The 25,988-nt window shown below is 72.7% G+C and carries 25 protein-coding genes; 14 read left to right on the forward strand and 11 right to left on the reverse strand.

Annotated elements, in window-relative coordinates; all coding sequences use genetic code 11:
- Positions 1-73: 73 nt before the first annotated feature.
- From KUV85_RS08195 to KUV85_RS08210, 4 genes are read left to right on the forward strand one after another with little or no spacing between them, the layout of a single operon-like run.
- The gene (locus tag KUV85_RS08195) at positions 74-2,059 is read left to right on the forward strand and encodes a PTS mannitol transporter subunit IICBA (protein WP_219962719.1); all 1,986 of its coding nucleotides are present in this window, start codon (positions 74-76) and stop codon (positions 2,057-2,059) included.
- A 23-nt stretch (positions 2,060-2,082) separates the two neighbouring features.
- Positions 2,083-2,841, forward strand: coding sequence for a DeoR/GlpR family DNA-binding transcription regulator (locus tag KUV85_RS08200; RefSeq protein WP_219962720.1), 759 nt, complete (start codon positions 2,083-2,085; stop codon positions 2,839-2,841).
- A gap of 48 nt (positions 2,842-2,889) precedes the next feature.
- Entirely contained in the window at positions 2,890-3,579 is a 690-nt protein-coding gene (locus KUV85_RS08205) for a hypothetical protein (RefSeq protein WP_219962721.1), read from the forward strand.
- Positions 3,576-4,184, forward strand: coding sequence for an acetoacetate decarboxylase family protein (locus KUV85_RS08210; protein WP_219962722.1), 609 nt, complete (start codon positions 3,576-3,578; stop codon positions 4,182-4,184). The genes KUV85_RS08205 and KUV85_RS08210 overlap by 4 nt, the downstream gene beginning before the upstream one ends.
- Positions 4,185-4,186: 2 nt before the next feature.
- On the opposite strand, the gene KUV85_RS08215 is transcribed toward KUV85_RS08210, so the two are convergent.
- From KUV85_RS08215 to KUV85_RS08230, 4 genes are read right to left on the reverse strand one after another with little or no spacing between them, the layout of a single operon-like run.
- The gene (locus KUV85_RS08215; protein WP_219962723.1) at positions 4,187-4,447 is read right to left on the reverse strand and encodes an HPr family phosphocarrier protein; all 261 of its coding nucleotides are present in this window, start codon (positions 4,445-4,447) and stop codon (positions 4,187-4,189) included.
- Between the two features lie 42 nt (positions 4,448-4,489).
- Positions 4,490-6,553, reverse strand: coding sequence for a PTS fructose transporter subunit IIABC (locus tag KUV85_RS08220; protein ID WP_219962724.1), 2,064 nt, complete (start codon positions 6,551-6,553; stop codon positions 4,490-4,492).
- A gap of 11 nt (positions 6,554-6,564) precedes the next feature.
- Entirely contained in the window at positions 6,565-7,524 is a 960-nt protein-coding gene (locus tag KUV85_RS08225) for a 1-phosphofructokinase family hexose kinase (protein WP_219962725.1), read from the reverse strand.
- Positions 7,521-8,288, reverse strand: a complete 768-nt coding sequence (locus KUV85_RS08230; protein WP_219962726.1) for a DeoR/GlpR family DNA-binding transcription regulator — start codon at positions 8,286-8,288, stop codon at positions 7,521-7,523. The genes KUV85_RS08225 and KUV85_RS08230 overlap by 4 nt, the downstream gene beginning before the upstream one ends.
- A gap of 89 nt (positions 8,289-8,377) precedes the next feature.
- Between KUV85_RS08230 and ptsP the strand changes: the two genes are divergently transcribed.
- Complete coding sequence (gene ptsP, locus KUV85_RS08235; RefSeq protein WP_219962727.1) at positions 8,378-10,045, forward strand: phosphoenolpyruvate--protein phosphotransferase; 1,668 nt, start codon at positions 8,378-8,380, stop codon at positions 10,043-10,045.
- A gap of 48 nt (positions 10,046-10,093) precedes the next feature.
- Here ptsP and KUV85_RS08240 read toward each other — a convergent pair whose 3' ends face one another.
- The 3 genes from KUV85_RS08240 to KUV85_RS08250 all read right to left on the reverse strand — a co-directional run bounded on the left by KUV85_RS08240 (position 10,094) and on the right by KUV85_RS08250 (position 12,680).
- The gene (locus KUV85_RS08240) at positions 10,094-10,309 is read right to left on the reverse strand and encodes a hypothetical protein (protein WP_219962728.1); all 216 of its coding nucleotides are present in this window, start codon (positions 10,307-10,309) and stop codon (positions 10,094-10,096) included.
- Positions 10,310-10,332: 23 nt separating this feature from the next.
- Entirely contained in the window at positions 10,333-11,487 is a 1,155-nt protein-coding gene (locus tag KUV85_RS08245; protein ID WP_219962729.1) for a fatty acid desaturase family protein, read from the reverse strand.
- Positions 11,488-11,549: 62 nt separating this feature from the next.
- The gene (locus KUV85_RS08250; protein ID WP_219962730.1) at positions 11,550-12,680 is read right to left on the reverse strand and encodes a ferredoxin reductase; all 1,131 of its coding nucleotides are present in this window, start codon (positions 12,678-12,680) and stop codon (positions 11,550-11,552) included.
- Positions 12,681-12,799: 119 nt separating this feature from the next.
- Here KUV85_RS08250 and KUV85_RS08255 point away from each other — a divergent pair, with 119 nt between their 5' ends.
- Positions 12,800-13,423 carry a TetR family transcriptional regulator gene (locus KUV85_RS08255; protein WP_219962731.1) on the forward strand — a complete coding sequence of 208 codons (624 nt, stop codon included), beginning with the start codon at positions 12,800-12,802 and terminating at the stop codon, positions 13,421-13,423.
- 22 nt (positions 13,424-13,445) lie between these two features.
- Here KUV85_RS08255 and KUV85_RS08260 read toward each other — a convergent pair whose 3' ends face one another.
- Positions 13,446-14,954, reverse strand: a complete 1,509-nt coding sequence (locus KUV85_RS08260) for an MDR family MFS transporter (RefSeq protein ID WP_219962732.1) — start codon at positions 14,952-14,954, stop codon at positions 13,446-13,448.
- A 214-nt stretch (positions 14,955-15,168) separates the two neighbouring features.
- Here KUV85_RS08260 and KUV85_RS08265 point away from each other — a divergent pair, with 214 nt between their 5' ends.
- The 4 genes from KUV85_RS08265 to KUV85_RS08280 are packed head-to-tail and all read left to right on the forward strand — an operon-like array spanning position 15,169 to position 20,014.
- Entirely contained in the window at positions 15,169-15,765 is a 597-nt protein-coding gene (locus tag KUV85_RS08265) for an RNA polymerase sigma factor (RefSeq protein ID WP_219962733.1), read from the forward strand.
- The gene (locus KUV85_RS08270; protein ID WP_219962734.1) at positions 15,758-16,186 is read left to right on the forward strand and encodes a hypothetical protein; all 429 of its coding nucleotides are present in this window, start codon (positions 15,758-15,760) and stop codon (positions 16,184-16,186) included. The genes KUV85_RS08265 and KUV85_RS08270 overlap by 8 nt, the downstream gene beginning before the upstream one ends.
- Positions 16,187-16,189: 3 nt before the next feature.
- The gene (locus KUV85_RS08275) at positions 16,190-17,659 is read left to right on the forward strand and encodes a S8 family peptidase (protein ID WP_219962735.1); all 1,470 of its coding nucleotides are present in this window, start codon (positions 16,190-16,192) and stop codon (positions 17,657-17,659) included.
- A gap of 12 nt (positions 17,660-17,671) precedes the next feature.
- Positions 17,672-20,014, forward strand: coding sequence for a CHAT domain-containing protein (locus tag KUV85_RS08280; protein WP_219962736.1), 2,343 nt, complete (start codon positions 17,672-17,674; stop codon positions 20,012-20,014).
- Between the two features lie 16 nt (positions 20,015-20,030).
- On the opposite strand, the gene KUV85_RS08285 is transcribed toward KUV85_RS08280, so the two are convergent.
- The 3 genes from KUV85_RS08285 to KUV85_RS08295 all read right to left on the reverse strand — a co-directional run bounded on the left by KUV85_RS08285 (position 20,031) and on the right by KUV85_RS08295 (position 22,759).
- Complete coding sequence (locus KUV85_RS08285; RefSeq protein ID WP_219962737.1) at positions 20,031-20,999, reverse strand: zinc-binding dehydrogenase; 969 nt, start codon at positions 20,997-20,999, stop codon at positions 20,031-20,033.
- A 183-nt stretch (positions 21,000-21,182) separates the two neighbouring features.
- The gene (locus KUV85_RS08290) at positions 21,183-22,304 is read right to left on the reverse strand and encodes an NAD(P)-dependent malic enzyme (protein WP_219962882.1); all 1,122 of its coding nucleotides are present in this window, start codon (positions 22,302-22,304) and stop codon (positions 21,183-21,185) included.
- 116 nt (positions 22,305-22,420) lie between these two features.
- Positions 22,421-22,759 carry a S24/S26 family peptidase gene (locus KUV85_RS08295; protein WP_219962738.1) on the reverse strand — a complete coding sequence of 113 codons (339 nt, stop codon included), beginning with the start codon at positions 22,757-22,759 and terminating at the stop codon, positions 22,421-22,423.
- 59 nt (positions 22,760-22,818) lie between these two features.
- On the opposite strand from KUV85_RS08295, the gene sodN reads away from it, so the two are divergent.
- The 4 genes from sodN (at position 22,819) to KUV85_RS08315 (ending at position 25,650) form a co-directional block, all read left to right on the forward strand.
- Positions 22,819-23,220, forward strand: a complete 402-nt coding sequence (gene sodN / locus KUV85_RS08300; protein WP_219962739.1) for a superoxide dismutase, Ni — start codon at positions 22,819-22,821, stop codon at positions 23,218-23,220.
- 138 nt (positions 23,221-23,358) lie between these two features.
- The gene (locus KUV85_RS08305) at positions 23,359-23,949 is read left to right on the forward strand and encodes a helix-turn-helix domain-containing protein (RefSeq protein WP_219962740.1); all 591 of its coding nucleotides are present in this window, start codon (positions 23,359-23,361) and stop codon (positions 23,947-23,949) included.
- A gap of 1 nt (position 23,950) precedes the next feature.
- Entirely contained in the window at positions 23,951-24,619 is a 669-nt protein-coding gene (locus KUV85_RS08310; RefSeq protein ID WP_219962741.1) for an FMN-binding negative transcriptional regulator, read from the forward strand.
- The gene (locus tag KUV85_RS08315; RefSeq protein ID WP_219962742.1) at positions 24,616-25,650 is read left to right on the forward strand and encodes an EamA family transporter; all 1,035 of its coding nucleotides are present in this window, start codon (positions 24,616-24,618) and stop codon (positions 25,648-25,650) included. The genes KUV85_RS08310 and KUV85_RS08315 overlap by 4 nt, the downstream gene beginning before the upstream one ends.
- Positions 25,651-25,988: the final 338 nt, after the last annotated feature.

Genomic DNA, 25,988 nt, shown 5'->3' on the forward strand with positions numbered 1-25,988 from the left:
GCAATGTGCCCGTTCGTGGGGTTTACTGGACATCGATGTGATCGACATCACTTGATCGCCTGGAGGAGCCACGATGTCCACCACCACCCCTGCACACCGCACCGGCGTCCGGGTCCGCGTGCAGCAATTCGGCACGTTCCTGTCCAACATGGTCATGCCCAACATCGGCGCGTTCATCGCCTGGGGCCTGATCACCGCGCTGTTCATCGAGACCGGCTGGCTGACCAGCATGGCGATCGGTGAGGACCCGGGCAGCTGGGTCGCCAAGATCGGCGGCTGGGGCGACTTCGCCGGCGGCGGCATCGTCGGTCCGATGATCGTCTACCTCCTGCCCGTGCTCATCGGCGCCACCGGCGGTCGCATCGTCTACGACACCCGTGGCGGCGTCGTCGGCGCGATCGCGACCATGGGCGTCATCGCCGGCTCGGAGGTGCCGATGTTCCTCGGTGCCATGATCATGGGACCGCTCGGCGGCTGGTCGATGAAGCGCATCGACGCGCTCTGGGACGGCAAGATCCGGCCCGGTTTCGAGATGCTGGTCAACAACTTCTCCGCCGGGATCTGGGGCGGCATCCTCGCCAGCGTCGGCTTCTTCGCCGTCGGCCCGGCGGTCACCCGCTTCAGCGAGCTCGCCGAGACGGTCGTCGACACCCTCGTCGACGCCGGGCTCCTCCCCCTCACCTCGATCCTGATCGAGCCGGCGAAGGTCCTCTTCCTCAACAACGCGATCAACCACGGCGTGCTGACCCCGCTGGGCACCAACCAGGCGTTGGAGGACGGCAAGTCGGTGCTGTTCCTGCTCGAGGCCAACCCCGGCCCCGGACTCGGCCTGCTCCTGGCCTTCATGGTCTTCGGCAAGGGCCTCGCCCGTGCCTCCGCACCCGGCGCGGCGATCATCCACTTCCTCGGCGGCATCCACGAGATCTACTTCCCCTACGTGCTGATGAAGCCCAAGCTGATCCTGGCCATGATCGGCGGCGGCATGACCGGTGTGTTCATCAACGTCGCCTTCGACTCCGGCCTGCGCGCCCCGGCCGCACCGGGCTCGATCTTCGCCGTCTACGCCCAGACCGCCAGCGACAGCTACCTCGGCGTGACGCTGTCGGTGCTCGGCGCCGCCACCGTCACCTTCCTGATCGCCGCCGTGCTGCTCAAGACCGACCGCAGCGACGACGAAGCCGACCTGGCCACCGCCACGAGCGCCATGGAGTCGATGAAGGGCAAGCGCTCGGTGGCCTCCAGCGCCCTGGTCGGCAGCTCGGGCGACGCCCCGGCGATCACGAGCATCGTGTTCGCCTGCGACGCCGGCATGGGCTCCTCGGCCATGGGCGCCTCGGTGCTCCGCCGCAAGATCGACGCAGCGGGGCTGACCGACGTCACCGTGGTCAACCAGGCGATCGCGAACCTGACCGACACCTACGGTCTCGTCGTCACCCACCGTGACCTCACCGCCCGTGCCGAGCAGCGGACCCCGTCGGCGGTCCACGTCTCGGTGGACGACTTCATGGGCAGCCCGCGCTATGACGAGATCGTGGAGATGCTCCAGGAGTCCGACCGCGGTGCACCTGCGTCCGGCGCGGCTCCGGCATCGGACACCGCCGGGGCCGGCGGCGCTGCCGGGACCAAGGTGTCGGCCCTCGAGCTCGGAGCCGTCGCCCTGGACGGGACGGCCACGACGCGCGACGGCGCGATCACCGAGGCCGGCGAACTGCTGGTGACGACCGGCGCGGTGGAGGCCTCCTACGTCGAGGCGATGCACGAGCGCGAGCGTTCGGTCTCGACCCACATGGGCAACCTGCTCGCCATCCCCCACGGCACCAACGAGGCCAAGAGTGCGATCCGGCGTACGGCGCTCTCCTTCGTCCGCTACCCCGAGGGCATCGACTGGAACGGCAAGCGGGCCGAGTTCGTGATCGGCATCGCGGGCGCGGGCCAGGACCACCTCGACCTGCTCCGCCGGATCGCAGCCGTCTTCGTCGACGAGGGTCGCGTCGAGCGGCTCCGCGCGGCCCGCACCGCCGAGGAGGTGCGGGACCTGCTGGAGGCCGAGCACGGCTGAGCGCCATGCACCACAATGCCTGCATGGATTCGGACACGCGGCAGTCGCAGATCCTCGAGTTCGCCCGGACCCGCGGGCGGGTGGAGGTCATCCCCCTCGCCGGTGAGTTCGACGTGGCGACGGAGACCATCCGTCGCGACCTGCGGGCCCTCGCCGACCGTCGCCTGGTGAAGCGGGTGCACGGCGGGGCGATCCCGCTGGAGAGCGTGGGCTTCGAGTCCGGGGTCGAGTACCGCAGCCGGGTCGACCTGGCGCAGAAGCGCCGGATCGCCTCGGCTGCGGCCGACCTGCTGCACGGGGCGGAGACCGTCTACCTCGACGAGGGCTACAGCCCGCGGCTGGTGGCCGAGAAGCTCGCCGACCGCGAGCTGACGGTGGTGACCTCCTCGCTGCTGGCCGCCGAGGCGCTCGCGGGCAGTGACAGCGTCACCGTCCTGCTGCTGGGCGGCCGGATGCGCGGCCGGACGCTCGCCACGGTGGACCACTGGGCGCTGCGCATGCTCGACGAGCTCGTCATCGACCTCGCCTACCTCGGCACCAACGCGATCACTCCCGACGACGGCCTGACGACCCCGGACCCGGCCGTGGCCGCCGTGAAGCACGCGGCGCTCAAGCGGTCCCGGCGTCGCGTGCTGCTGGCCGCCCACAGCAAGTTCGGCATCAGCAACTTCACGCGCTTCGCCGACGTCGCCGACTTCGAGGCCATCGTCACCGGCACCGAGCTCCCGCTCGAGGACGCCCGGAGGTACGAGGCGCTCGGTCCGCACGTCATCCGGGTCTGACGCCGGACACGCCCCGTCGCCCCGACCTGCGCGGTCTAGGGTGTCCGCGTGACCCGCGAGGAACGGATCGAGTACGCCGCCTGGGGCGAGCTCTTCTTCGCGGAGGCCGTCACGACCGAGCGGGTGCTGACCGGCGTCAACGTCCTCGCCGGGCAGCCGATCGACGTGGGCCCCCTCGGTGTCGGCCCGGGGCGCCTGGCCCGGGTCCGTGCCCGGGGCCGGATCGGCACCGCGACGGGGCGTCGCGTCGCGCGGGCCCCGCTGTGCTTCGCCGTCGACCTGCCGGTCGACCTCGAGTTCGTCATCGACCTGGGCCTGCACAAGCAACGCTTCGACGCCGCCATCGTGGTGCCCCTGTCGATCTCCGTCCACGCCCGCGCCGACCTCGCCATCGAGCTCGACGTGGTCGCTCCGGAGCCGCACGAGGTCGAGGTGAAGCTCGTGGCGCAGGGCCTGCCCGCCTCCATCACCCGGTACGCCGCCGGCGTCGAGCGCGAGCTGTGCCGGTTCGTCGCGCGCTATGTCGCGCGTGAGGTGGAGAAGCCGCACGTCCGCCGGGCCCGCACGATCGACGTCTCCGGAGCCGTGGGGCGTGCCGTCGCCTCCCTCGGCCCCGGACCGGACCGCGCCGAGGAGCTGACCGAGGACCTCCCCGGGGCCTTGGAGACCGAGATCGTCGAGACAGCCGACCGCTACCTCGACCCCGAGACCGACCCACGAGAGGTGGATCCCTCATGACGTCCTATCCCCCCGCGCCGTGGCCGATGCACGGCTCCATGTGGCTCACGGTCTTCCGGGTCCGCGAGGACGTCGACGAGACGCGCCCCGCCGGCATCTACGGCGCGGCGCTGGTGGACTACCGGGCGCCGAGCCCGCTCACCTACGGCGAGCTGCTCGTCGCACGCAGCGTGGCGACGGGGACCACCGGCCCCCAGACTGTCAGCATCACCGACATCTGGGTCGACTCACCGGCCTCACGTGCCGGCGGCCGGGAGCTGTGGGCGATCCCGAAGGACCTGTGCGACTTCGAGCACGAGTCGGCGACCACCGGACCACTCACCCGGACCAGCTGGACGGCCACCCTGGGCCGCTCCCCCATCGCCGAGGCGCGGTTCACCGACGTCTCGCGGGTGGCGCCACGCCTCCCCTTCACCGGACGGGTGGTGCAGCCGGGGATCCCCGACCACCCCGCGACCGCGCACGTGGTGATGAAGGGGACCGCTCGTGCCCTGCCCGCGCGGGCGCAGTGGCACTTCGCCGCCGACGGACCGCTGGGGTTCCTCCGCGGCGCACGCCAGCTGGGGACGTTCCGGATGCGCGACTTCCGGCTCCAGTTCGGGTAGCCCTACTCGGCGTCGAGGTCCTGCTCGACCAGGGCGGCGATCTTGACGACGTCGGCCTCGACCTCGCCCGACACCTCGACGGTGGCGCCGTTCTCGGCTCCGAGCGTCATGATCATCAGCGAGGACGCCGCGTCCACCGGCTCCTCACCGGGGAGCCCGATGAGCACCTCGGAGGCGAGGTCCTCGGCGGCCTCGGAGATGAGTGCGGCCGGGCGGGCGTGGAGGCCGACGGCGGAGCCGACGACGACGGACTTGGTGACCATGGTGGGACCTTCCTGTGGGTGTCGGGTGCTGCTGCGGTCGGGTCAGGCCCGGACCGGGGCGGGAGGGACCTCGGCGTCGGCACGGTCGGTGCTGCCGGAACGACCGATCGACTTGAGGGCGATGACGGCAGCGGCGGCCACCAGGACGCCGGCAGCCAGGCTGATCAGGAACCCGACGACGTTGCCGACGGCGAACAGCACGAACACGCCGCCGTGCGGTGCGCGCAGCGACACGTCCAAGGCCTGCGCCAGGCCGCCGGTGACGGCGCTCCCGAGCATGATCGAGGGGATGACGCGGACCGGGTCGGCCGCGGCGAACGGGATCGCGCCCTCGGTGATGAACGAGGCGCCCATCAGCCAGGCCGCCTTGCCGTTCTCCCGCTCCGCGGAGTCGAAGAGTCGCGGCCGTACGACGGTGGCGAGTGCCAAGGCGATCGGCGGCACCATGCCGGCCAGCATGACCGCCGCCATGATGGTCAGCTGCGGGGCATCCGATGCCGCCCCGGCTGCCGAGAGGCCGGCGGTCGCGAAGCCGTAGGCGACCTTGTTGAGGGGGCCGCCCATGTCGAAGGCCATCATCAGGCCCAGGACGGCACCGAGGACGACCGCGGAGCCACCGCTCATCGAGTCCAGGCCGTTGTTGAGCGCGGTCATCAGGGAGCCGAGCGGCTCGGCGAGCACCAGCAGCATCAGCAGTCCGCTGACCAGGGTCGCCCCCAGCGGGATCACGAGCACCGGCATGAGGCCCCGCAGCGCGGCCGGGACCTGCCACCCGGCGATCCAGTGCGCCACCAGGCCCGCGAGGACGCCACCGACGATGCCGCCGAGGAAGCCGGTGTTGATGGCGCCGGCCACGGCCCCCATCACGAAGCCCGGGGCGATGCCGGGCCGGTCCGCGATCGCGTAGGCGATGTACCCCGCCAGCGCGGGGACCAGGAAGCCGAACGCGAGCGCCCCCAGCTTGAACAGCAGCGCGCCGAGGTAGGCGAGCAGCGCACTGTCGAGCAGCGCGTGCTCCAGGCCGGACTCCTGGAGGTCGGGCAGGTTGAACAGCGTGTTGTTCGCGACGATGTCGTCGGCGGGGCCGGTGATCTCGTAGCCGCCGAGGAGGAACCCGAGCGCGATCAGCAGGCCGCCGGCCGCGACGAACGGGATCATGTAGGAGACGCCGGTCATCAGCACGCGGCGTACCCGTCCGCCCCAGGACTCCTGGCCGCCCGCCTGCGTCTGGCTGCCGCCGTCGCCACCACCGGCGGCGACGCGCGGCGGGTTCGGGGACGCGGCGTGAGCCAAGGCCTCGGCGATGATGGCGTCGCCGTCGTCGATGGGTCCCTTCACACCGGTCGTGACCACCGGCTTGCCGGCGAAGCGACCGCGGTCACGTACGCCGACGTCGGCGGCGAAGATGACGGCGTCCGCGGCATCGATGTCGGCCTGCGCCACGGTGGAGCCGCCCGCCGATCCCTGCGTCTCCACGGTGATCTCCACGCCCGCGCGCCGCGCGGCGTTCTCCAGTGCCTCCGCGGCCATGTAGGTGTGGGCGATGCCCGTCGGGCACGAGGTCACGGCCACGAGGCGGCGGACGCTGCTCCCGGCGGCGTCCGGCGGGGTCGGCTCGGCGCCGGTGGACGACGGCTGTGCCGCCGCACCGGCCGGGGCGGCGACCTGCTCACCCACGATGGCGACGACCTCCTCCGGGGTGCCGGCGGCACGGAGCGCATCGGTGAACTCGGGCTTGACCAATGCTCGGGCGAGCTTGGTGAGGATCTGCATGTGGGTGTTGCCCCCGCCCTCCGGGGCGGCGATGAGGAAGACCAGCTCGGCCGGCCCGTCCTTGGCACCGAAGTCGACGCTCGGGCTGACCCGGGCGAAGGCCAGGGTGGGCTCGGTGACGGCCGCGGAGCGGCAGTGCGGGATCGCGATGCCGCCCTTCATGCCGGTGGCGGCCTTGGCCTCGCGGGCGAGCACGTCGCGCTCCAGCGCAGCGCCGTCGGTGGCGCGGCCGGCATCGGTGACCACCCGGGCGAGCGCGCCGATCACCTCCTCGCGGTCGCCGCCGAGGTCGGCGTCGAGGACGACGAGGTCGCGGGTCATCAGGTCAGTCATGGCGGTTTCCTTCAGTGGGCGGTGGACAGGTCGAGCGCGGCAACACCGACCAGGTCGGTCCGGACGTCGGCAGGGGTCGGGGCCGTGGTGCCCGGCAGGCCGGCCGCGGCGCTGCCGTGGGCCACGGCGGACGCGAGGCGACCGGGGCCGTCGGCGCCCCGGAGGTCGGCCACCAGGTGGCCGAAGAGACTGGCGTCTCCCGCACCGACGGTGCTGACCACGGTCGTCGGCGGGGGGACGGCGTGCCACGCGCCGGTCGCATCGACGAGGACGGCGCCAGCGCCCCCGAGGGTGGCGAGGACCGCGCCGGCGCCGCGGTCGAGCAGCGTCCGGGCCGCGGCGGCGGCCGTGCCGGCGTCCTCGTGGACGTCGGACACAGCGGCGCCGGTGGCGCCGGCGAGCTCCTCGGCGTTGGGCTTGAGCAGGTCGGGCCCCTCGCCGGGCGCGAGCGCCGCGATCACCGCGTCGAGGGCGTCACCACTGGTGTCCACCGCGACCCGCATCCCTGCGGCACGCAGCCGAGCGGTGGCGCCGACGTACCACTGGGGGTCGGCGCCGGGCGGCAGCGAGCCGGCGAGCACCACCCAGGCGCCCCGCGGCCCGGAGAGCGCGGCGTCGACCAACGCGTCGAGGTCGTGTGGACCGACGGCGGCGCCCGCGGCGTTGAGCTTGGTCGTGACGCCGTCGGGCTCGGTGATGGTGAGGTTGACCCGCATCGGCCCTGCCGGCGCGACGGGCTGGCACACGACACCGGTCGCCGACAGCTCGGCGACCATCGGGTCGTCCGCGGCAGCGGGCAGCACGGCCACGGTGTCGACACCGGCGGCGACGCAGGCGCGGGAGATGTTGACTCCCTTGCCACCCGGCTGGGAGAGCACCGAGTCCACGCGCTGCACGGCGCCGCGCTCGAGCGGGCCGGGAAGTGCGATGGTCCGGTCGATGCTGGGGTTGGGCGTGACGGTGATGATCATCCGACCACGACCTCGAGTCCGGCCTCGGTGAGCGCCCGGCGCTGCGCCGGGTCGACCGAGGAGTCGGTGACCAGGGTGTCGACGTCGTCGAGGCCCGCGAAGCGCACCATCGCGTCGACGCCGATCTTGGAGGCGTCGGCGAGGGCCACCACGCGTCGGGCGGAGGACACCAGCGCCCGCTTCGTCGCGGCCTCCTCGGGGTCGGGGGTGGACAGCCCGTGGGCGAGGCTCACCCCGTTGGCACCAACGAAGGCCACGTCGACCCGCAGGTCGGCCAGGGCGGCCACCGTGTCCGGGCCGACCGCGGCGCGCGTCGTCTGCCGCACGCGTCCGGGCAGGACGTGCACCGCGAGCGCCGGGTTCGACACCAGGCGGGTGAGCAGCGGGACCGCGTGCGTGTAGACGGTGAGCGCGTGGCCCTCGGGAAGCACGGCCGCGAGGCGGGCCGTCGTGCTCCCGGCATCGAGCAGGACCGAGGCCCCGGCCGGGGGCAGCAGGTCGAGCGCGGCCCGGGCGATGGCCCGCTTCTCCTCGGTCTGCGCACGTCCGCGCTCACCGAGGGTGACCTCGAGGGAGGTGAGCCCCGACGCCGGGACGGCACCGCCGTGCACCCGCCGCACCAAACCCAACCGTTCCAACACCGAGAGGTCGCGCCGCACGGTCTCGGTGGTCACGCCGTAGTCCTGTGCCAGGTCCGCGACGGAGCGTCGGCCCTGGGCGCTGACCTGCGTCGCCATCGCCTGCTGCCGTTCCTCTGCGTACATGGTTGTGGCCTCCGTCACGATCTTCGTATGTATTGTTTTATGCCCGTTTCTGTTGCATGTCAAGGGTGAGTCGTGCTTCAGTTGTGACCATGGTCACCTTGTTGCACGGCACCCCGGTCGTCCCGGGCATCGCCTACGGCCCCACGCTGGTCGCCTCCGACGCGGTCCCCGCCGAGGCCGTCGCGGCGTACGGGGACGGCGGTCACGCCGACGTCGACGCCGCCCTCGCCGCCTACGACGCGGCAACGCGGGCAGTCGCCGACGGCCTCCAGCGCCGTGCGGCCAGCGCTGCCGGCGCCACCGCCCAGGTGCTCACGGCCAGCGCCGGCCTCACCACCGACCGGGGCCTGCGGTCGGCGGTGAGCAAGCACCTCAGGGCCGGTGAGGACCTGGTCCCCGCGCTCGGGGCCGCCATCGAGCAGTTCGTCACGGTGTTCACCACCCAGGGCGGCCTGATGGCCGAGCGCGCCACCGACCTGCGCGACATCCACGGCCGCGTGCTCGCCCACCTCGTCGGCGCCCCCGAGCCCGGCGTCCCCACCCCCGAGGAGCCGTCGATCCTGGTCGCCGAGGACCTCGCGCCCGCCGACACCGCGGAGCTGGACCCCTCGGTCGTGCTCGCGATCGTGACCGAGCGCGGCGGGCCGACCAGCCACACCGCGATCATCGCGCGACAGCTCGGCATCCCCTGTGTCGTCGGCACGGCGGGCGCGCTGGACCTGGCGGCCGGCGTACGGGTCCTGGTCGACGGGACCGCCGGCACCGCCGAGGTCGAGCCGGACGAGGCCACCGCGACCGAGCGGGTCGCCGAGCACCGTCGCCAGCGAGCCGCGCTCGAGGGCTGGTCCGGCCCCGGGAGCACCGCCGACGGCCACCCGGTCAAGCTGCTCGCCAACGTCGCCGACGGCGAGTCGGCGCGCACCGCCGGCCTGGAGCCCGTGGCCGGCGTGGGACTGTTCCGCACCGAGTTGTGCTTCCTCAACCGCGACACCGAGCCGTCGGTGGACGAGCAGGCCGCGATCTACGCCGAGGTATTCACGCCGTACGCCGACGAGCGGGAGGTCGTGGCCCGCACGCTCGACGCCGGGTCGGACAAGCCCATCGCGTTCGCCTCGCACACCGACGAGGACAACCCGGCGCTGGGCGTGCGGGGCTACCGACTGTGCGCGGGCAACCCCGGGCTGCTCGAGCGCCAGCTCGACGCCATCGCCGAGGCCGCCCGGCGCAGTGGCGTGGCCACGTCGGTCATGGCCCCGATGATCGCCACGCCGAGCGAGGCACGCGCCTTCGCCACCCTGGCGCGGGCCCGCGGCCTGCGGGCGGGGGTGATGATCGAGGTGCCCAGCGCCGCGATCCAGGCACGCCAGATCCTCGACGAGGTCGACTTCTGCTCACTGGGCACCAACGACCTCACCCAGTACACGATGGCGGCCGACCGGATGGCGACCGACCTGGCCCACCTGACCGACCCGTGGCAGCCCGCCGTCCTCCACCTGGTCTCCCTGGCAGCGGCGGCGGGTCGCGCGGCCGACAAGCCCGTCGGCGTGTGCGGCGAGGCCGCGGCCGACCCCCAGCTCGCCGCGGTGCTGGTCGGCCTCGGCGTCACGTCGCTGTCCATGGCGGCGGCGGCCGTGCGATCGGTGGGCGCCCGGCTCGGCGATCTCACCCTCGCCCAGTGCGAGGCCGCGGCGGCGGCCGCACTGGCGGCGCCGGACCCCGCCTCGGCTCGGACGGCCGCGACCACAGCGCTGGCCTGACCGACCCGGCACTCCCCCGCCACGGGGCGGTCCCACCACCCGGCGGCGTCAGTCCTCGGCGTGCTCCTCCGCGGCGCGGCGGCTCGCCTCGCGGATCTCGAACACCTCGGTCGCGAACCCGCCGACGGCGGTGGCCACGTCTCGGACGGCGCCGACGATGATCGAGGACACCTCGCCGACGGTCGTGGCGGCGGCCTCCGCGGTCGACTGGATCGCGTCCTTGCCGATCTCGGCCCTGCTGAGGCGGTCCTTGTCGTGCTCCATGGAAACAGTGTGCCCCGTCGGCCTCAGGCCGCCAACGCGTCCTGCGTCACGCGACCGGCCCGGTCGCCGTCCCGCCCGGACGGCGTACGGTCCGGGAGCGCGAGGCGGCAGATCTTCGCGAAGACGCTTCCCAGCTGCTTGCGCAGCGGACCGGTGTTGTACTGCAGGCCGTAGCGCTCACAGATCTCACGGACCTCGCCGGCCACCTCGGGGTACCGGCGCGCCGGCAGGTCGGGGAACAGGTGGTGCTCGATCTGGTGGGACAGGTTGCCGCTCATGATGTGGAACAGCGGGCCACCGGTGATGTTGGCCGAGCCCAGCAGCTGGCGCAGGTACCACTTGCCGCGGGCCTCGTCGCCGTTCTCGTCGACGATCTCGTCCTCGGTGAAGGACTCCACGCCGGCCGGGAAGTGGCCGCAGAAGATGATGTTGAAGGCCCACACGTTGCGGATGAGGTTGGCCGTGGCGTTGCCCAGGAAGGTCAGCGGGAAGAACGGCCCGGTGAGCAGCGGGAACAGCACGTAGTCCTTCAGCGCCTGCTTGCGGACCTTGCGCATGATCCCGGCGTGGAGCGCCTTGTTGTCCTCCAGCTTCCGGGTCCCGTTGACGATGTTCTCGACCTCGAGGTCGTGCAACGCAACGCCCCACTCGAAGAAGACCATCAGCAGGAAGGCGTAGAGCGGGTTGCCCAGGTAGTACGGGTGCCACGCCTGGTCCTCGTCCATGCGCAGGATGCCGTAGCCGATGTCGCGGTCCTTGCCCAGCACGTTGGTGAAGGTGTGGTGGATGTAGTTGTGCGAGTACTTCCACTGGTCGCTGGGGCAGACGTTGTCCCACTCGAACATGCGGGAGTTGAGGGCGGGATCGCCCATCCAGTCGTACTGCCCGTGCATCACGTTGTGGCCGATCTCCATGTTGTCCAGGATCTTGGCCACGCTCAGCGCGCCGACGGCGATCGGCCAGGCCGGCGGCAGGTAGAACAGCGCCCGGCCGGTGATCTCCAGCCCGCGCTGCCACTTCAGCACGCGCATCAGGTAGTCGCGGTCGGCGTCGCCGAGGTCGGCGAGCACGCGCTGGCGGATGGCGTCCATCTCCGCACCGAAGGAGTCCAGCTGCTCCTCGGTGAGGCCGTGATACGTCGCCGCGGTGGGGGTCTGGTCGGTCGTGGTCTGACTCATGGTCACTCCTGGTGGATTCGGTGGTCGTGTGCCCGCGGGTACGAACGGGCGCGTCGAGACCCTCAGAGGTCGATGTGGCACTCGCCGACGGGCTGGCTGACGCAGATGCGGATGTCCTCGTCGGGCAGCGAGGACTCCTCGCCGGTGAGGACGTCGCGGGTCGTGCCGGCGGTCTTGCGGGCCGTGCAGGAGAAGCAGATGCCCATCCGGCAGCCGGACTCGGGGTTCAGCCCGAGCTCCTCGGCCTGCTCGAGCAGGCTGGTGCCGCCGTTGGTGCCGGTGCGGCCGGAGCGGGTGAAGCTGACCTCGCCACCGGCGGGCTCGCCGTCGCTGGCGGCGCGGGCCACGGCGGGCTTGAAGAACTCCATGCGCAGCCGGCGGCGCGCCCCCTCGGAGTCGCCGTACGCCGCCCGGACCAGCTCGACCAGCCCCGGGGGCCCGCACAGCCAGGTGTCGGTGTCGCGGAAGTGCGGCACGAGGCGGCGCAGCTCGAACTCGCTGAAGGTCTGGTCGCCGTGGCGCAGGTGGACCTCGACGCCGTTGTCGGCCGCGGCGATCGCGGCGAGCTCCTCGGCGAAGATCTGGTCCTCGGGACTGCGGGCGTAGTGCAGGAAGGTCACCTTGCGGCCGGCGTGGCCGTCGTAGCCGTCCCGCAGCAGCGTGCGCAGCATCGACATGGCCGGCGTGATACCCGAGCCGCCGGTGATGAAGAGCAGGTGGTTGTTGGTGGGGGTGGCCGGGCTCTCGTTGAGGGTGAACTCGCCCTGGGCCTGGGAGAGGTGCAGGAGCTGCCCGGGGCGCGCCTCGCGGACCAGGAACTTCGACACCTGGCCCTCCTCGTGCGCCCGCACGGTGAGGGTGAAGCACTCGCCCGGCTGGGACCCGGCCGAAGAGATGGTGAAGGCGCGGGTGTGGCGCTTGGCCGATCCCGGCAGGTCGACGCCCACGAGTACGTGCTGCCCGGCCCGGTGACCGCGCCAGGTGCGGGTGGGCTGCAGGGTGAGGGTCGCCACCGGCGCGCTCCCGGTGCCCGTCGTCTCCCGCGTGACGTCCACGACGCGCGCTCGCACGTCGTGGGCGGCCAGCATCGGGTCGAGCAGCTGGAGGTAGGTGTCCACGCCGTGCGGCGAGGCAAGTGCGCCGGCCAGCCGCGACCGCAGCAACCGTCCGGTCGTGTCGGCGACGATGCTCATGCGGTGAACTCCTCGTTCAGTGAACGTGCGTACACCGAAATGGTGCCGTGCCGCCGAACGGAGGGTCAAGGAACCGGCGTGGTGATGGTGCACACATGTTCACTTCGTAGGATCGTCCCGTGACCGAGACCCGAGTCGAGCGCAAGGAGCGCACGCGCCGCGCGATCCTCGACGCCGCCCTGGACCTCAGCCAGGAGCGCGCACTCGTCGCCCTCTCGTTGCGACAGGTGGCCAAGGAGGTGGGCATCGTGCCCACCGCGTTCTACCGCCACTTCGACTCCATCGACGCGCTCGGCCTGGCCCTGGTGGAGGAGTCCTTCGCGACACTGCGCGAGATGCTGCGCGACGTACGCCGCCAGGGCACCGCAGAGGCCGGCGACATGATCGACTCCTCGGTCGCCGTGCTGGTCGACCACGTCCGTCGGCGCGACCGCCACTTCGCCTTCATCGCCCGCGAACGCTTCGCCGGCCCGCCGGCGGTGCGCGCGGAGATCGACCGCAACATCGAGATCTTCGAGCGCGAACTGGCGACCGACCTGGCCCACCAGCCGGTGGTCGGCGAGTGGAGCGACGCCGACCTGCGGACGCTGGCCAACCTCATCGTCTCGGTCCTCGTGGTGACCACCGAGTCACTGGTCAAGACCGGATCCGCCTCGAGCGAGGAACGCGCACTGGTCGACCAGGCGCGCACCCAGCTGCGGATGCTCCTGATCGGCGCCCTCGGCTGGAAGTCGCGCCCCTAGGCGAACCGAGGCACGGCTCGGCTCAGGCGCCCGCGGGCTCGTCGAGACGCTCGACGGCGTTGACGGGGTCGACGGGGTCACGGGGCTCCACCGGAGCCTCGACCTCCTCGACGCGGCGCGGCAGCATCACCGCAGCCACGACCGTCAGCAGCGCGATGGCGGCGGCCACACCGAACGCCCACCGCATGCCACTGACCGTGGCGGCCCGCTGGCCCACCTCGGCAACCACGGCGTCGGCACGGACCGTCATCACCGTCACGGCCAGTGCCGTGCCGAAGGCGGCCGCCACCTGCTGGAGCGTGCCCAGGATGGAGCTGCCGTGGGAGTACAGGTGCGCCGGGAGGACGCCCAGGCTCAGCGTGAAGACCGGGGTGAAGGTGAACGCCAGCGACAGCATCAGCAGCACGTGCAGCGCGAGCACCACGGCGTAGGGCATGGTGAGCGAGAGCTGGGTGAGCCCGACCAGTGCGGCGACGATGCCGACGGTGCCCGGGATCACCAGTGGTCGACTGCCGTGGGCGTCGAAGAGCCGCCCGACGGTGGGGCCGAGCAGTCCCATCGCGAGGCCGCCGGGCATCACCAGCAGGCCGGTCTGCAGCGGCGAGAGCCCCCGCAGGTTCTGCAGGTACAGCGGCAGCAGCATCATCGCGCCGAGCATGGTCATGAACGCGATCGTCATCAGCAGCAGGCCGCGGGCGAAGGTGGAGTGGCGCAGCGCGCGCAGGTCCAGCAGCGGCGATCCACGGCGGATCAGCTGGACCTGGCGCAGCACGAACACCACGACCAGGGCGAGACCGGCGCCGGCGATCGCGATCGGCAGCCCGACCTCGCCCTCGGCGAAGCGGGTCAGGCCGTAGACCAGGCCACCGAAGCCGGCAGCGGCGATGACGACGCTGGCCCAGTCGACGTGGTCGGTGCCGGACTCCCCCACGTTCTCGAGGCGACGCAGCCCCGACCACGTGATGAACGCGGCGATCGGGAGGACCACGGCGAACAGCAGCCGCCAGGACCCGGTCTGCAGCACGACGCCGGAGATCGTCGGGCCCAGGGCGGGTGCGACCGAGATGGCGAGCGTGACGTTGCCCATCACCCGGCCGCGGTCGTGGGGCGGCACCACGGTCATCAGCGTGGTCATCAGCAGCGGCACCATCACCGCGGTGCCGGCGGCCTGCACGATGCGCCCCAGCAGCAGGACCTCGAACGTCGGCGCGAGGCCGGCGATGGCGGTGCCGACCAGGAAGGTGCCCATGGCGGTCGCGTAGGCGCGTCGGGTGCTGAAGCGCTGCAGGAACCAACCGGTCACCGGGATGACCGCCGCCATGGTGAGCATGAACGCGGTCGAGACCCACTGGGCCGACGCCTCGGTGACCCCGAAGCTGCTCATCAGCCGCGGGATCGCGTTGACCATGATCGTCTCGTTCAGGATGACCACGAACGCCGCGAGCACCAGCAGCCGGACGACCGGCGGCGTACGCCGGGGCGCGTCCGCACGGCCCTCGGCAGCGGTGGCAGTCCGGTCGGGCGCAGTCATGGGCGATCCTCAGCAGGTCGTGCGAGCGGGGCGGCGCCGTCCCCGCTCGGGGACCGCCGGTGGGCGCCGAGCCGTGGCCGCAGCGCGGCACCCATCATCGCGGTCAACGTTGCTGATCGCGAAATCATTTCCGTGGGCACCGAATCCGCCGAAATCACCCCTCCGGTATCAGCAGGGGTGGCGCGGACACCTGTGGACCGTGAACACTCCTGTCATGGCGACCACGGGCGGCACCGAGCAGCTCTGGAACGACGCGACGCGCCACTTCGTCCACTGGCGGGACGGCGACACCGCCGCCATGGACGAACTCGTGCGGCTGCTCACGCCCGTCCTGTGGCAGGTCGCCCGTGCCCAGCACCTCGACGAGGAGACGGCCGGGGACGTCGTCCAGTCCGCATGGCTCGCCTTGGTGCGCAACCCCGACAGCGTGCGTGACCCCGTCGCGGTCGGGCGCTGGCTCACCACCGCCACGCGACGCGAGGCGTGGCGGGTGGCCCGCCAACGCGGCCGCACCGATCCCGTGGTGGACGAGGACCTCCCGCTGCCCGCGTCCCGGTCGGCGGAGGAGGAGGCGACGACCAACCTGCGTGACCGGAGCCTGTGGCACGCGGTGGCGCAACTGTCGGATCGGTGCCAGCGGCTGCTCCGCGTCGCGGCGTTCCTCGACCGACCCGACTACGCGCGGCTCGCCGCGGACCTCGACATGCCGGTGGGAAGCATCGGACCGACCCGCGGACGCTGCCTCGCCAAGCTCCGCACGCTGCTCGCCGCGAACGGCGCCGGCCCGACCCGGGGAGCGAACCATGACTGAGCCCGACGAGGTCCTGCTGAACGAGCTGCAGGCGATGTGGCAGCGCCGCGACCCGATGCCGGTCGACCTTCCCGACCGGATCGTCGCCGCGATCGCCGCCGAGGACCTGGAGTTCGAGTTGCTCTCGCTGTCGGCGATCACCGAGACAGCCGTGCGGGGCGACGAGGCGCAGGTCCTGGAGTGCGCGACCGACGAGCTGACGCTCCTGGTGCGGATCTCCGACGAACCCGACGGGAGCCGGCGGGTGGACGGGTGGTCCGAGGGCGTGCGGCAGGTCGAGCTGCTGACGCCCGTGGGGCGCCGGGTGGCGGACGTGGGCGACGGTGGCCGCTTCGAGTTCGACGACGTCCCACGGGGCCCGGTCCGTCTCCGGCTCCGTGGTGAGCGCAAGGCATTCCAGACCCCCGAGATCGAGGTGTGAGCGGTGGCTTCGTGGCAGGACGCGTACCGGACGTTGTCGTGGCGGGTCAGCCCCGCCGAGCCGGACGCCGGGCGGTACCCGACGGCGTACGTGCCCGACGCGCTGCTGGTCCCCCAGGTGCCCGGCGCCGAGGACGAGCTCGCGGCGCTGCGCTCCCTGGCGGAGGCACGCGGCTGGGTGCTCGAGGCCGACGGCGTGGTCGAGTTCACGCCACCTCCCCGGGGGGCGCCGAGCATGCAGGACCTCACCCGTGCCGGGCTCCCCCGCGGGGCCGGTCCGTCGGGGGTGACGCGGCTGCGCGTGGCCCGCGCTCCCGGCACGCCCGCGGACACGCCCGATGCCCACGTGCTCCTCCGTGCACTGCGAGAGCAGCGCGGCAAGGGCGTGGTCGGTCTCGACCACGTGCTGGCCATCGGTCCGGTGACCTCGACCAACCCGGTGACCTCGACCAACCCGGTGACCTCGACCAACCCGGTCACGTCCACGAACCCCGTCACCTCGACCAACCCCGTCACCTCCACCAACCCGGTGACGAGCTACCTGGTGCCCGGCGCGGGCGGCAAGCAGCCGGTCGCCGTGCTGGCCCCGCCGCCGCCCCGTCCCTCCGGTCGCGGCCGCCCGGTCACGGTCGCCGTGCTCGACACCGGTTGCGCACCGCACCCGTGGCTGGACGGGGTCGTCACCCGTCCCGACCTCGACGGCTCCCCCATCGGCCTGCTCGGCGGCATCGACGCCGAGCGCGAGCCCGACGACGGCACCCCGTTGGACGGGCTCGCCGAACCGGCTGCCGGGCACGGGACCTTCATCGCCGGGCTGGTGCGCCAGCTCGCTCCCGGCGCCGACGTCCTCGCGATCCGCGTGTGCCAGGGCGACGGACTGGTCGACGAGTTCACGCTCGTCGGGACCCTCGCCGACCTCGTCGCCCACCAGCACCGCGGCCACCCGGTCGACGTGGTGAACCTGTCGCTGAGCTACACCCACGAGAGCGACGACGACCAGGTCTACAGCGAGGGGCTCTACGCCGTCCTCCAACTGCTGCGGGCGCAGGGCACCACGGTGGTCGCCTCCGCGGGCAACGCCGGCACCAGCCGTCCGCACTACCCGGCGGCGTTCGCGACCCGCACCGCCAAGCACGTGGCACCCCTGGTCTCGGTCGGCGCCCGCAACCCCAACGGCACCGTGGCGGCGTTCAGCAACGACGGACCGTGGGTGACCGCGCACGTCGTCGGTGCCTCGCTGGTGAGCACCCACCCGCGAGTCAACACGGCGTACGAGCCGCTCGTGCGCTCCGGTGGTCGCGAGACCATCGATCCCGACGACTACGGCAGCGGCTTCGCCTGCTGGAGCGGTACGTCGTTCGCTGCACCGATCGTCGCGGCCCGGGTGGCCGCGCACCTCAAGCCGACGCGGACGCGGGCCGAGCGCATCAAGGGTGCCGCTGCGGCGCTCCGGGCGGCTCGCCGCCAGTTCTGACACGATGACGCGGTGGGCGCCCACGCCACGGCCGTCGATCTGCACCGACGCGCCACCGAACTCGCCAACGCCGGGGACCTCGGAGGGGCCGAGGCGCTGCTGCGGCGGGCCCTCCCGCTCGCCGTGGACGTCGACGAGCTCGCCCTGGTCGACGGCACGCTGGCGTTCGTGGAGGCCGAGCAGGGGGCGGTCGACGCGGCCGGGCAGCGCTGCGACCGGGCACTGTCACGTGCCGGGATGTCCGCGGCCGGCCGGGCGACCCTGGTGGGACAGGTCGGGTACGTGCGCTGGCTCGGGGGCCGCGCCCGGGACGCGGTCGTGCTGTTCAGCGAGGCGCTCGAGCACCTGACGGGACCGGCACGCGACCGCGTGCTGAACAACCGCGGCGTGGTGCAACTGGGGCTGGGCGAGCTCGACGGCGCCGCCGCCGACTTCGCCACCGGACTCGGCGGCAGTGACGCACTCGAGGTCGCCAAGTGCGCCCACAACCTGGGCTACGTGCATCTGCTGCGCGGGGAGCTGGTGGATGCGCTGCAGCTGATGGACGGCGCGCGACCCACCCTGGACTCGCTCGGTCCGTTCGTCACCGCGCCGATCGACATCGACCGGTGCGAGGCGCTGGAGGCCGCCGGACTCCGCCAGGAGGCGGTCGGGCTGCTGCGCGAGGTCCGCGACCGGCTCGCCGACAGCGGGCTCTGGCGGGCGCAGTCCGACGTCGACATCCGGTTGGCGCGCCTCACGGCCGGCCCCGCCGCCGTCTCACTGGCGCAGGAGGCCGCGGCGCGGTGCGCCGCCCAGGGCAACGCCGTGGAGGCGGACCGGGCGGCCGCGACGGAGCTGGAGCTGCGCCTGCGGACCGCCGACCCACCCTCGGTCGGGGAGCTGACCGATCTGGCGACCCGGCTCGAGGCGGCCGAAGCACGGACGGCTGCACGTGCCCTCCGCATCCACGCCGCCGGGCTGCGGGGCGAGGCACCGGGCACCGTCGGCTCCGAGGAGCCCCTGGCGAACCGACTCCTCGCCGGTGAGGTCGGCGCGGCGGTGGCGCTGGCGGCAGGTGACACCGAGCAGGCGCTGCGCCGGGCGGCCGCCGCCATCGACGAGCTCGAGGAGTGGCAACGCCACATCGGCAGCCTCGAGCTCCAGGGGTCGACCCTCACCCGGGGCGAGCACGTGGTGCTCCTGGGGCAGCGCGCCGCGCTCGCGAGTGGCGACCCCGCCGCGTTGCTCGAGTGGTCCGAGCGTGCCCGTGAGGTGGCGGCCCGCGGCATCCCCCCACGCCCGCCCGACGAGCTGGGCGACCTGCTGGCCCGCCTGCGCCACCTCGGCCCGGAGGGTGACCAGCAGGAGCGGGCACGACTGATCGACCAGATCCGGCGCGGTCGCTGGCGGGCCAGCGGGGCGGTGCAGTCGATCGCGCCGCTCTCCCTGGACGGACTCCGCACCGCACTGGTGGACGCCCGCTTCGTCAGCATCCTGCGGGTCGCGGACGAGGTCGTCGCGCTCGTCGTCGCGCCCGACGAGGTCGAAGTGCTCCGACTGGGGCCGTGGCCCCGCCTCGCCTCCCTCCTGACGGGCCTGCCCGCCGACCTGGCCCTGACCGCCCAGTCGACGGCGGCCGTCGTACGCCGCAGCCTCGGGTCACGCCTCGCGGCGATCGATGCCATCGTGGCGCCGGCGTTCGCGCACGCGGGGCAGGTCGTGCTCACGGTGCCCGACGAGCTGGCGAGGATCCCCTGGGGCCAGCTGGCGAGTCTCCGGGGCACCGCGGTCGCCCTCCCCCTCTCGGCGACGGCGTGGGCGAGCGCTCCCCACCGGCCGATCACCCCCGGGTCGGTCGGCGTGGTCCTCGGGCCGGGCACCCGCACGGGCGCGGCGGAGTCCACGGCCGTGGCGGCGGCCTGGCAGGGCGTGGCCGAGGCCGGCGTGCGTCCCGCGGCGACCTGCGCGGAGCTGCGGGCCCTGGCGGACGCGGTCGACGTGCTCCACGTGTGTGCCCACGGCCGCGACCGTGAGGGCCATCGGCTGTTCGCCGCGACCGAGCTCCACGACGGCCCCTGGTTCGGCCACGACGTCGAGCCGCTGCGCAGGGTGCCCGAGGTCGTCGTGCTCTCCGCCTGTGGGGTCGGCGGCGGCTCGCTCGGGATGGCGCGCGCGTGGCTGCACGCCGGGGCGCGCCACGTCATCGCCGCCCCGTCGGACATCTCCGAGTCAGCGGCCGCCGAGCGGTTCCCGCGGCTCCATGAGCTGCTCGCCCACGGCGTGGCGCCCGCCGACGCGGTCGCCCAGGCGTTCGGGGCGGACGCACTGGACTGCGCGGTCCAGTGCTACGGCCCGTCGCCGACCGCGGGGTGACCCCGCGGCGCCCACCTCAGCGAGTGAAGACGATCTTGCCGAAGACGTCGCCGTCGGCCATGGCGGCGAACCCGTCGCGGGCCTGCTCCATCGGCATGGTGCGGTCGATCAGCGGCGCGGAGCCGGAGGCGTCCAGCAGCTGCACCAGCGACCCGAGCTCGTCGCGCGTGCCCATGGTGGAGCCGATCACCTGCAGCTGCAGGAAGAAGATCCGCATCAGGCCGGCGTCGTCCACGTCAGGCCCGGAGGTGGTGCCGGAGATGACGATCTTGCCGCCGGGGCGCAGCGACCGGACGGAGTGCGACCAGGTGGCGCGGCCCACGGTCTCCATCACGGCGTCGACCTTGAACGGCAGCCGCTCGCCGGACTCGAAGACCTCGTGGGCGCCCAACTCGAGCGCCTTGGCCCGCTTGGCCTCGTCGCGACTGGTGGCGAAGACCTTCAGGCCACCGGCGCGGGCCAAGGTGATCAGCGCGGTGGCGACACCGCCACCGGCTCCCTGGACGAGCACGGAGTCACCGGGCTTGAGGCCACCCTGGGTGAACAGCATGCGGTACGCCGTCAGCCATGCGGTCGGCAGGCAGGCGGCCTGCTCGAAGGAGAGCGAGGCCGGCTTCGGCACGACGTTGCCGCGCGGTACGACGACCTTGTCCGCGAAGCTGCCCTGGTGGTGCTCGGAGAGCAGGGAGCGGCCCGGGTCGAAGGTCTCGTCACCGCGCCAGTTGGGGTCGGAGACCACGGCGTGCACGACGACCTCGTTGCCGTCCTCGTCGATCCCGGCCGCGTCGCAGCCCAGGATCATCGGCAGCTTGTCCTCCTTCAGGCCCACGCCGCGCAGCGACCACAGGTCGTGGTGGTTGAGCGATGCGGCCTTGACCGTCACGGTGGTCCACCCGTCGGGTGCGACCGGGTCGGGCCGCTCACCGACCACGAGGCCGGACAGCGGGTCGTCGGTGGAGAAGGACTCGGCGTAGACGGCGAACATGTCCGCGACCCTACCGACCCCGGATGACGCCGCAACGGCCCGTCGGAAGGTTTCTTCCGCGGCGGCGTATCAGGCCGCCGTCGGTCGACTCCTCGTCGGCAGTGGTGCACCGCGCGCCGCCGTCCCGAGCAGGGCGGGCCAGCGGCGGGGTCGGCGTTCTGGGGGGATGCCGAGCCCGCCGCTTCAGCGCGGGGCCCGTGCGACGCCGTCGGCGTGGGCGGCCCCGGACACCGCCTGGGCCACCGCGGGGCCGACCCGTGCGTCGAACGGCGAGGGGATCACCAGGTCGGGACGCAGCTCGTCCCCGACGAGGTCGGCGAGCGCGGTCGCCGCCGCGACCTTCATCCCCTCCGTGATGGCGGTGGCCTGGGCGTCGAAGGCGCCACGGAAGATCCCGGGGAACGCCAGCACGTTGTTGATCTGGTTGGGGAAGTCGGAGCGTCCGGTGGCGACCACTGCGGCGTACCGGTGGGCGACCTCGGGGTGCACCTCGGGGTCGGGGTTGGCCATCGCGAAGATGATCGCGTCCTCGGCCATGGTCGCGACGACGTCCTCGGGGACGGTGCCCCCGGAGACGCCGATGTAGACGTCGGCGCCGTCGAAGGCGTCGGCGAGGGTGCCGCTGCGTCCGTTGGGGTCGGCGGTGAGGGCGGCGAGCTCCTTCTTGACCGGCGTCAGGTCCGAGCGGTCCGAGCTGACCACGCCCTTGCGGTCGGTGACGACGATGTCGTGCATACCGGCGTTGAGGAGGATCTTGGCGATCGCCACGCCGGCGGCACCGGCACCGGAGATGACGATGCGGGTCTCCCCCGGCTCACGACCGGTCAGTCGCAGCGCGTTGACGAGCGCGGCGAGGGTGACCACGGCGGTGCCGTGCTGGTCGTCGTGGAAGACCGGGATGTCGAGGCGCTCCTTGAGCCGATCCTCGATCTCGAAGCAGCGCGGCGCCGAGATGTCCTCGAGGTTGATGCCACCGAAGCTGGGCGCCATGCGGACGACGGTCTCGATGATCTCCTCGGTGTCGGTGGTGTCCAGGCACACCGGGATGCCGTCGACGCCGCCGAACTGCTTGAAGAGGACGGCCTTGCCCTCCATGACCGGCATCGCCGCAGCGGGACCGATGTCGCCGAGACCGAGGACCGCGGTGCCGTCGGTGACCACGGCGACGGTGTTCGGCACCCAGGTGTAGGAGCGGGTCAGCGTGGGGTCCTCGGCGATCGCCGAGCACACGCGCGCGACACCCGGCGTGTAGGCCAGCGAGAGCTCCGCAGCACTGTCGAGGGCCACCGAGGAGCGGACCTCCATCTTCCCACCGAGGTGCAGGTCGAAGACCGGGTCACCTGCCCGGGGATGGGTGGAAGGGACGTCAGCGGCCACGGGCGGCGATTCTTCCACAGCGCCCCCGCGCAGCCGACACGGTCTCAGAGCAGGCGTGGCGCCGGCCACACCCGCGCGAGGGCGACGGCGAGGACGTCGCCGTCCGCGACGGGGCCGCGATGGCGCGAGTCCACGCCCGCGTCGGGGTTGTCACTGAGCAGCCACCAGCCGGCGGCACCGCTCGCGGTGGTGCGCTCCTCCACGGCCCGCTTGACCGCGACCGTGCCGTCGGGGAGTCGGGCGACGACGACCCTCCCCGGGCGCGCGTTGCCGCCGTGGCGGACCAGGAGCCGGTCGCCGCCACGCAGCGTCGGGAGCATCGAGGCGCCGCTGACCACGGCCAGCCCCAGCCGCCGACGACCCCCCGTTGCCTCACCGCTCACGGCGAGTAGTGTCGCAGGCAGCCACATCCACCGAAAGCTAGAGCACAGAGAGGACACGCATGTTCCAGCGACTGTTCGCTCCCACCATCGAGGTCTCGGCCCACTGCGACCTGCCGTGCGGCGTCTACGACCCCGCCCAGGCCCGCATCGAGGCCGAGTCGGTCAAGATGGTCATCCAGAAGGCGCTCGACAGCGACGACCCGGACTTCCGTGCCCGGGCCATCGTGATCAAGGAGGAGCGCTCCGAGTTGGTCAAGCACCACCTGTGGGTGCTGTGGACCGACTACTTCAAGCCCCCGCACTTCGAGAAGTACCCGCAGCTGCACGTCCTCGTCAACGAGGCCACCAAGCTCGCGGGCGCGGCCGGCACGAAGGGCACCTTCGACATCGAGAAGGCCGACGAGCTGCTCGCCAAGATCGACGAGATCGCCGAGATCTTCTGGGAGACCAAGAAGGGCTGATCCCCAGCAGGCAGTCGCCAGTGGCCGTGTCCAGTTCGGGCACGGCCACTGGTGCGTCCGGCCGCGGTCGGGTCCGGCACCGCACCCCGCCGCCACGCGCGCCGTGACATTGCACGATCAGTGCATTATCGTGCACTCATGGACGACCACGCCACTCCCCTCGCCCGGGCGATCGGGACACGCCTGCGGGAGCAACGCGGAGCCCGTGGCTGGACCCTGGACCGCCTGGCGGAATCGGCAGGAGTGAGCCGACGCATGGTCGTCAACGTCGAGCAGGGCGCCACCAACCCCAGCGTCGGGACCCTGCTGCGGCTCGCCGAGGCGCTCGGGATCGGGCTTCCCGAGCTCGTCGAGCCGCCCACCACGCGTCCCTTGGTCATCACCCGCCGGGACGAGGGCGCCACCCTCTGGCACGGGGATCGTGGTGGCCACGGCGTCCTCGTCGCCCATGCCCCGGGCCCGGAGGTGGTCGAGCTGTGGTCGTGGACCCTCGCCCCGGGGGACGAACACCGCAGTGAGGCCCATCCCCCCGGCACCCGTGAACTCCTCCACGTCCACACCGGGGAGCTGATGCTGACCGTCGACCGGGAACCGGTGACGCTCGCGACCGGGGACGCCGCGTCCTTCCATGGCGACCGTCCCCATGCCTACGGCAACACGAGTGACGCCGTCGCGACCTTCTCACTGACCGTGTGGGAACCGGCCGAGCGCGCGACGAGGAGGGCCTGACGTGGAGATCCTGCCCTGGGACCGGGCAACGAGCGACCGGGAGTGGCGGGCGTGGCTCGCCACCACCGAGCGCTTCGGGCTGCTCACTGCCAACAACTGCGACCCGGCTGCCGCACCGATCGTCGTACCCACGCACTTCACCCTCGCCGGGGACGACATCTGGCTCCATCTCTCGCGGTCGAACCCCGCGTGGCCGCACCTCGAGGCAGCTGCGGAGGTGCGACTGGCCCTGACCGGCGACCACGCCTACGTCCCCTCCTACTGGCGGGCTGCACCCGACACGCCCGTGACCGACGGTGTCCCGACCAGCTACTACACCTCCGTGCAGTTCGTGTGCCACCCAGCGGTGGTCGACGACCCCGACGCCAAGGCCGGGATCCTCCGCGCGCAACTGGCCGATCTCCAACCCGAGGGCGGGCACGCTGAGGTGACCGCCGACGGGCCTCCCCACGCCCGCATGCTGCCGGGCATCCGCGGACTGGTCCTGACCGTCCTGCGGGTCGAGGCGAAGTTCAAGTACGACGACGAGAAGCCCGTGGGCCACCGGAGCCGCGTGAGTGAGCGACTCGACGAGCGCAACCAACGGCTCGACCGGGGCGCCGCGCGGCAACAGCGGCGCCGCCGGGACCTCCTGGGCGACTGGCGGGAACGTCCCGAAGGCACCACGTGAGGGTCCGACCGGCGACCGGCTCGCTCCCCGTGCCCCCGTGGACGCTGGCCGTCACCGCGATGCTCTCGGTCCAGCTCGGGTCCGCACTGTCGGTGGGCCTGATCGCCGAGGTGGGACCGGCAGGCACCGCATGGCTGCGACTGACCCTGGGCGCACTGGTCTTCCTGGCACTGGCACGACCTCCCCTGCGCACCGTGACGCGGCGCGACGTCGCGCCGCTGGTCGGGCTGGGGGTCACGACCGGTCTCGTCACGATCACGTTCCTGGCGGCGATCGAGCGGATCCCGCTCGGCACCGCCGTTGCCATCGAGTTCCTCGGCCCCCTGACCGTCGCCGCCGTCCGGAGCCACGACCGACGGCAGCTGCGGTGGCCAGCACTGGCGCTCCTGGGCGTCGTACTGCTCACCCAACCCTGGCAGGGGGAGGTCAACGTCGCCGGCGTCACCTTCGCGGCCCTCGGCGCACTCGGATGGGGCACCTACATCGTGCTCACGCAACACGTCGGCGATCGCTTCAGCGGCATCTCGGGCCTCTCCCTCACCATCCCGATCGCCGCGGCGACCGCGGCGCTGTTCGGGGTGCCGCAGGCGTCCGGCGCGATCACGCCGGCGGTGGTGGCCGCCGCGGCCGGGCTGGCGCTGCTGCTCCCCGCGCTGCCCTTCGCACTCGAGATGCTCGCGCTGCGCCACCTCACCCACACCGCGTTCGGCACCCTGATGGCACTCGAGCCGGCCTTCGGCCTGCTGCTCGGAGCGGTGGTGCTGCACCAGCGCCCCGACCCCGAGCAACTGCTCGGCATCATCCTCGTGGTGCTCGCGGGGGCGGCAGCGCAGCGCCAGGGGCGTCGAGCCCCGACCTCAGTCGCGGTCGTCGACGTCGCGCTCGAGCGCCGCCACGCTGTCGCTGTGGATCGTGCCGGCGATGGCCAGCAGCGCGGTCGCCGCGAGCCCGATCGCCAACAAGGGGATGTCGCGCAGGTTCCAGGCCAGGCCGAGCTGGATCAGCTGGGTCAGCAGGACAGGGCCCCGTGACCAGGCGCGCAGCTGCCACAGCGCCCACGCCGACGCCGCCAGCAGGGCGGCGTAGATGGCGAAGAAGATCGCGGTCGACACCCCCAACGCACGACGCTCCGGAGCGAGGTCGGCCACCTCGACCACGGCGAAGCCGAGCAGCACCACCGCCTGCAGCGCCACCAGCGAGGCCGCCACTGTCAACGGTGGTGGCGTCTCGCGGGCGTCCCCTGGTTCCGACACCCGCGCAGCGTAGACCACGCCGACACGCCACGCTGACCACGGGTTTTGTGATCCAGTCGACCTCACTTACCCCTTGATTCACGACGCGTTCCTTGGAACGCTGGGGCTCGGCTGGT

The sequence above is a fragment of the Nocardioides panacisoli genome (genome assembly GCF_019448235.1).
Classification (GTDB): domain Bacteria; phylum Actinomycetota; class Actinomycetes; order Propionibacteriales; family Nocardioidaceae; genus Nocardioides; species Nocardioides panacisoli_A.

What these genes read in the sequence shown, in the direction of transcription:
- KUV85_RS08305 (WP_219962740.1), top strand. Translation starts at nt 23,359, where the DNA reads ATGGACGACCACGCCACTCCCCTCGCCCGGGCGATCGGGACACGCCTG.
- KUV85_RS08250 (WP_219962730.1), bottom strand. Translation starts at nt 12,680, where the DNA reads ATGAGCATCGTCGCCGACACGACCGGACGGTTGCTGCGGTCGCGGCTG.
- KUV85_RS08245 (WP_219962729.1), bottom strand. Translation starts at nt 11,487, where the DNA reads ATGAGTCAGACCACGACCGACCAGACCCCCACCGCGGCGACGTATCAC.
- KUV85_RS08285 (WP_219962737.1), bottom strand. Translation starts at nt 20,999, where the DNA reads ATGTTCGCCGTCTACGCCGAGTCCTTCTCCACCGACGACCCGCTGTCC.
- sodN (WP_219962739.1), top strand. Translation starts at nt 22,819, where the DNA reads ATGTTCCAGCGACTGTTCGCTCCCACCATCGAGGTCTCGGCCCACTGC.
- KUV85_RS08215 (WP_219962723.1), bottom strand. Translation starts at nt 4,447, where the DNA reads ATGGTCACCAAGTCCGTCGTCGTCGGCTCCGCCGTCGGCCTCCACGCC.
- KUV85_RS08265 (WP_219962733.1), top strand. Translation starts at nt 15,169, where the DNA reads ATGGCGACCACGGGCGGCACCGAGCAGCTCTGGAACGACGCGACGCGC.
- KUV85_RS08210 (WP_219962722.1), top strand. Translation starts at nt 3,576, where the DNA reads ATGACGTCCTATCCCCCCGCGCCGTGGCCGATGCACGGCTCCATGTGG.
- KUV85_RS08260 (WP_219962732.1), bottom strand. Translation starts at nt 14,954, where the DNA reads ATGACTGCGCCCGACCGGACTGCCACCGCTGCCGAGGGCCGTGCGGAC.
- KUV85_RS08225 (WP_219962725.1), bottom strand. Translation starts at nt 7,524, where the DNA reads ATGATCATCACCGTCACGCCCAACCCCAGCATCGACCGGACCATCGCA.
- KUV85_RS08200 (WP_219962720.1), top strand. Translation starts at nt 2,083, where the DNA reads ATGGATTCGGACACGCGGCAGTCGCAGATCCTCGAGTTCGCCCGGACC.
- KUV85_RS08230 (WP_219962726.1), bottom strand. Translation starts at nt 8,288, where the DNA reads ATGTACGCAGAGGAACGGCAGCAGGCGATGGCGACGCAGGTCAGCGCC.
- KUV85_RS08270 (WP_219962734.1), top strand. Translation starts at nt 15,758, where the DNA reads ATGACTGAGCCCGACGAGGTCCTGCTGAACGAGCTGCAGGCGATGTGG.
- KUV85_RS08220 (WP_219962724.1), bottom strand. Translation starts at nt 6,553, where the DNA reads ATGACTGACCTGATGACCCGCGACCTCGTCGTCCTCGACGCCGACCTC.
- ptsP (WP_219962727.1), top strand. Translation starts at nt 8,378, where the DNA reads ATGGTCACCTTGTTGCACGGCACCCCGGTCGTCCCGGGCATCGCCTAC.
- KUV85_RS08290 (WP_219962882.1), bottom strand. Translation starts at nt 22,304, where the DNA reads ATGGAGGTCCGCTCCTCGGTGGCCCTCGACAGTGCTGCGGAGCTCTCG.
- KUV85_RS08240 (WP_219962728.1), bottom strand. Translation starts at nt 10,309, where the DNA reads ATGGAGCACGACAAGGACCGCCTCAGCAGGGCCGAGATCGGCAAGGAC.
- KUV85_RS08195 (WP_219962719.1), top strand. Translation starts at nt 74, where the DNA reads ATGTCCACCACCACCCCTGCACACCGCACCGGCGTCCGGGTCCGCGTG.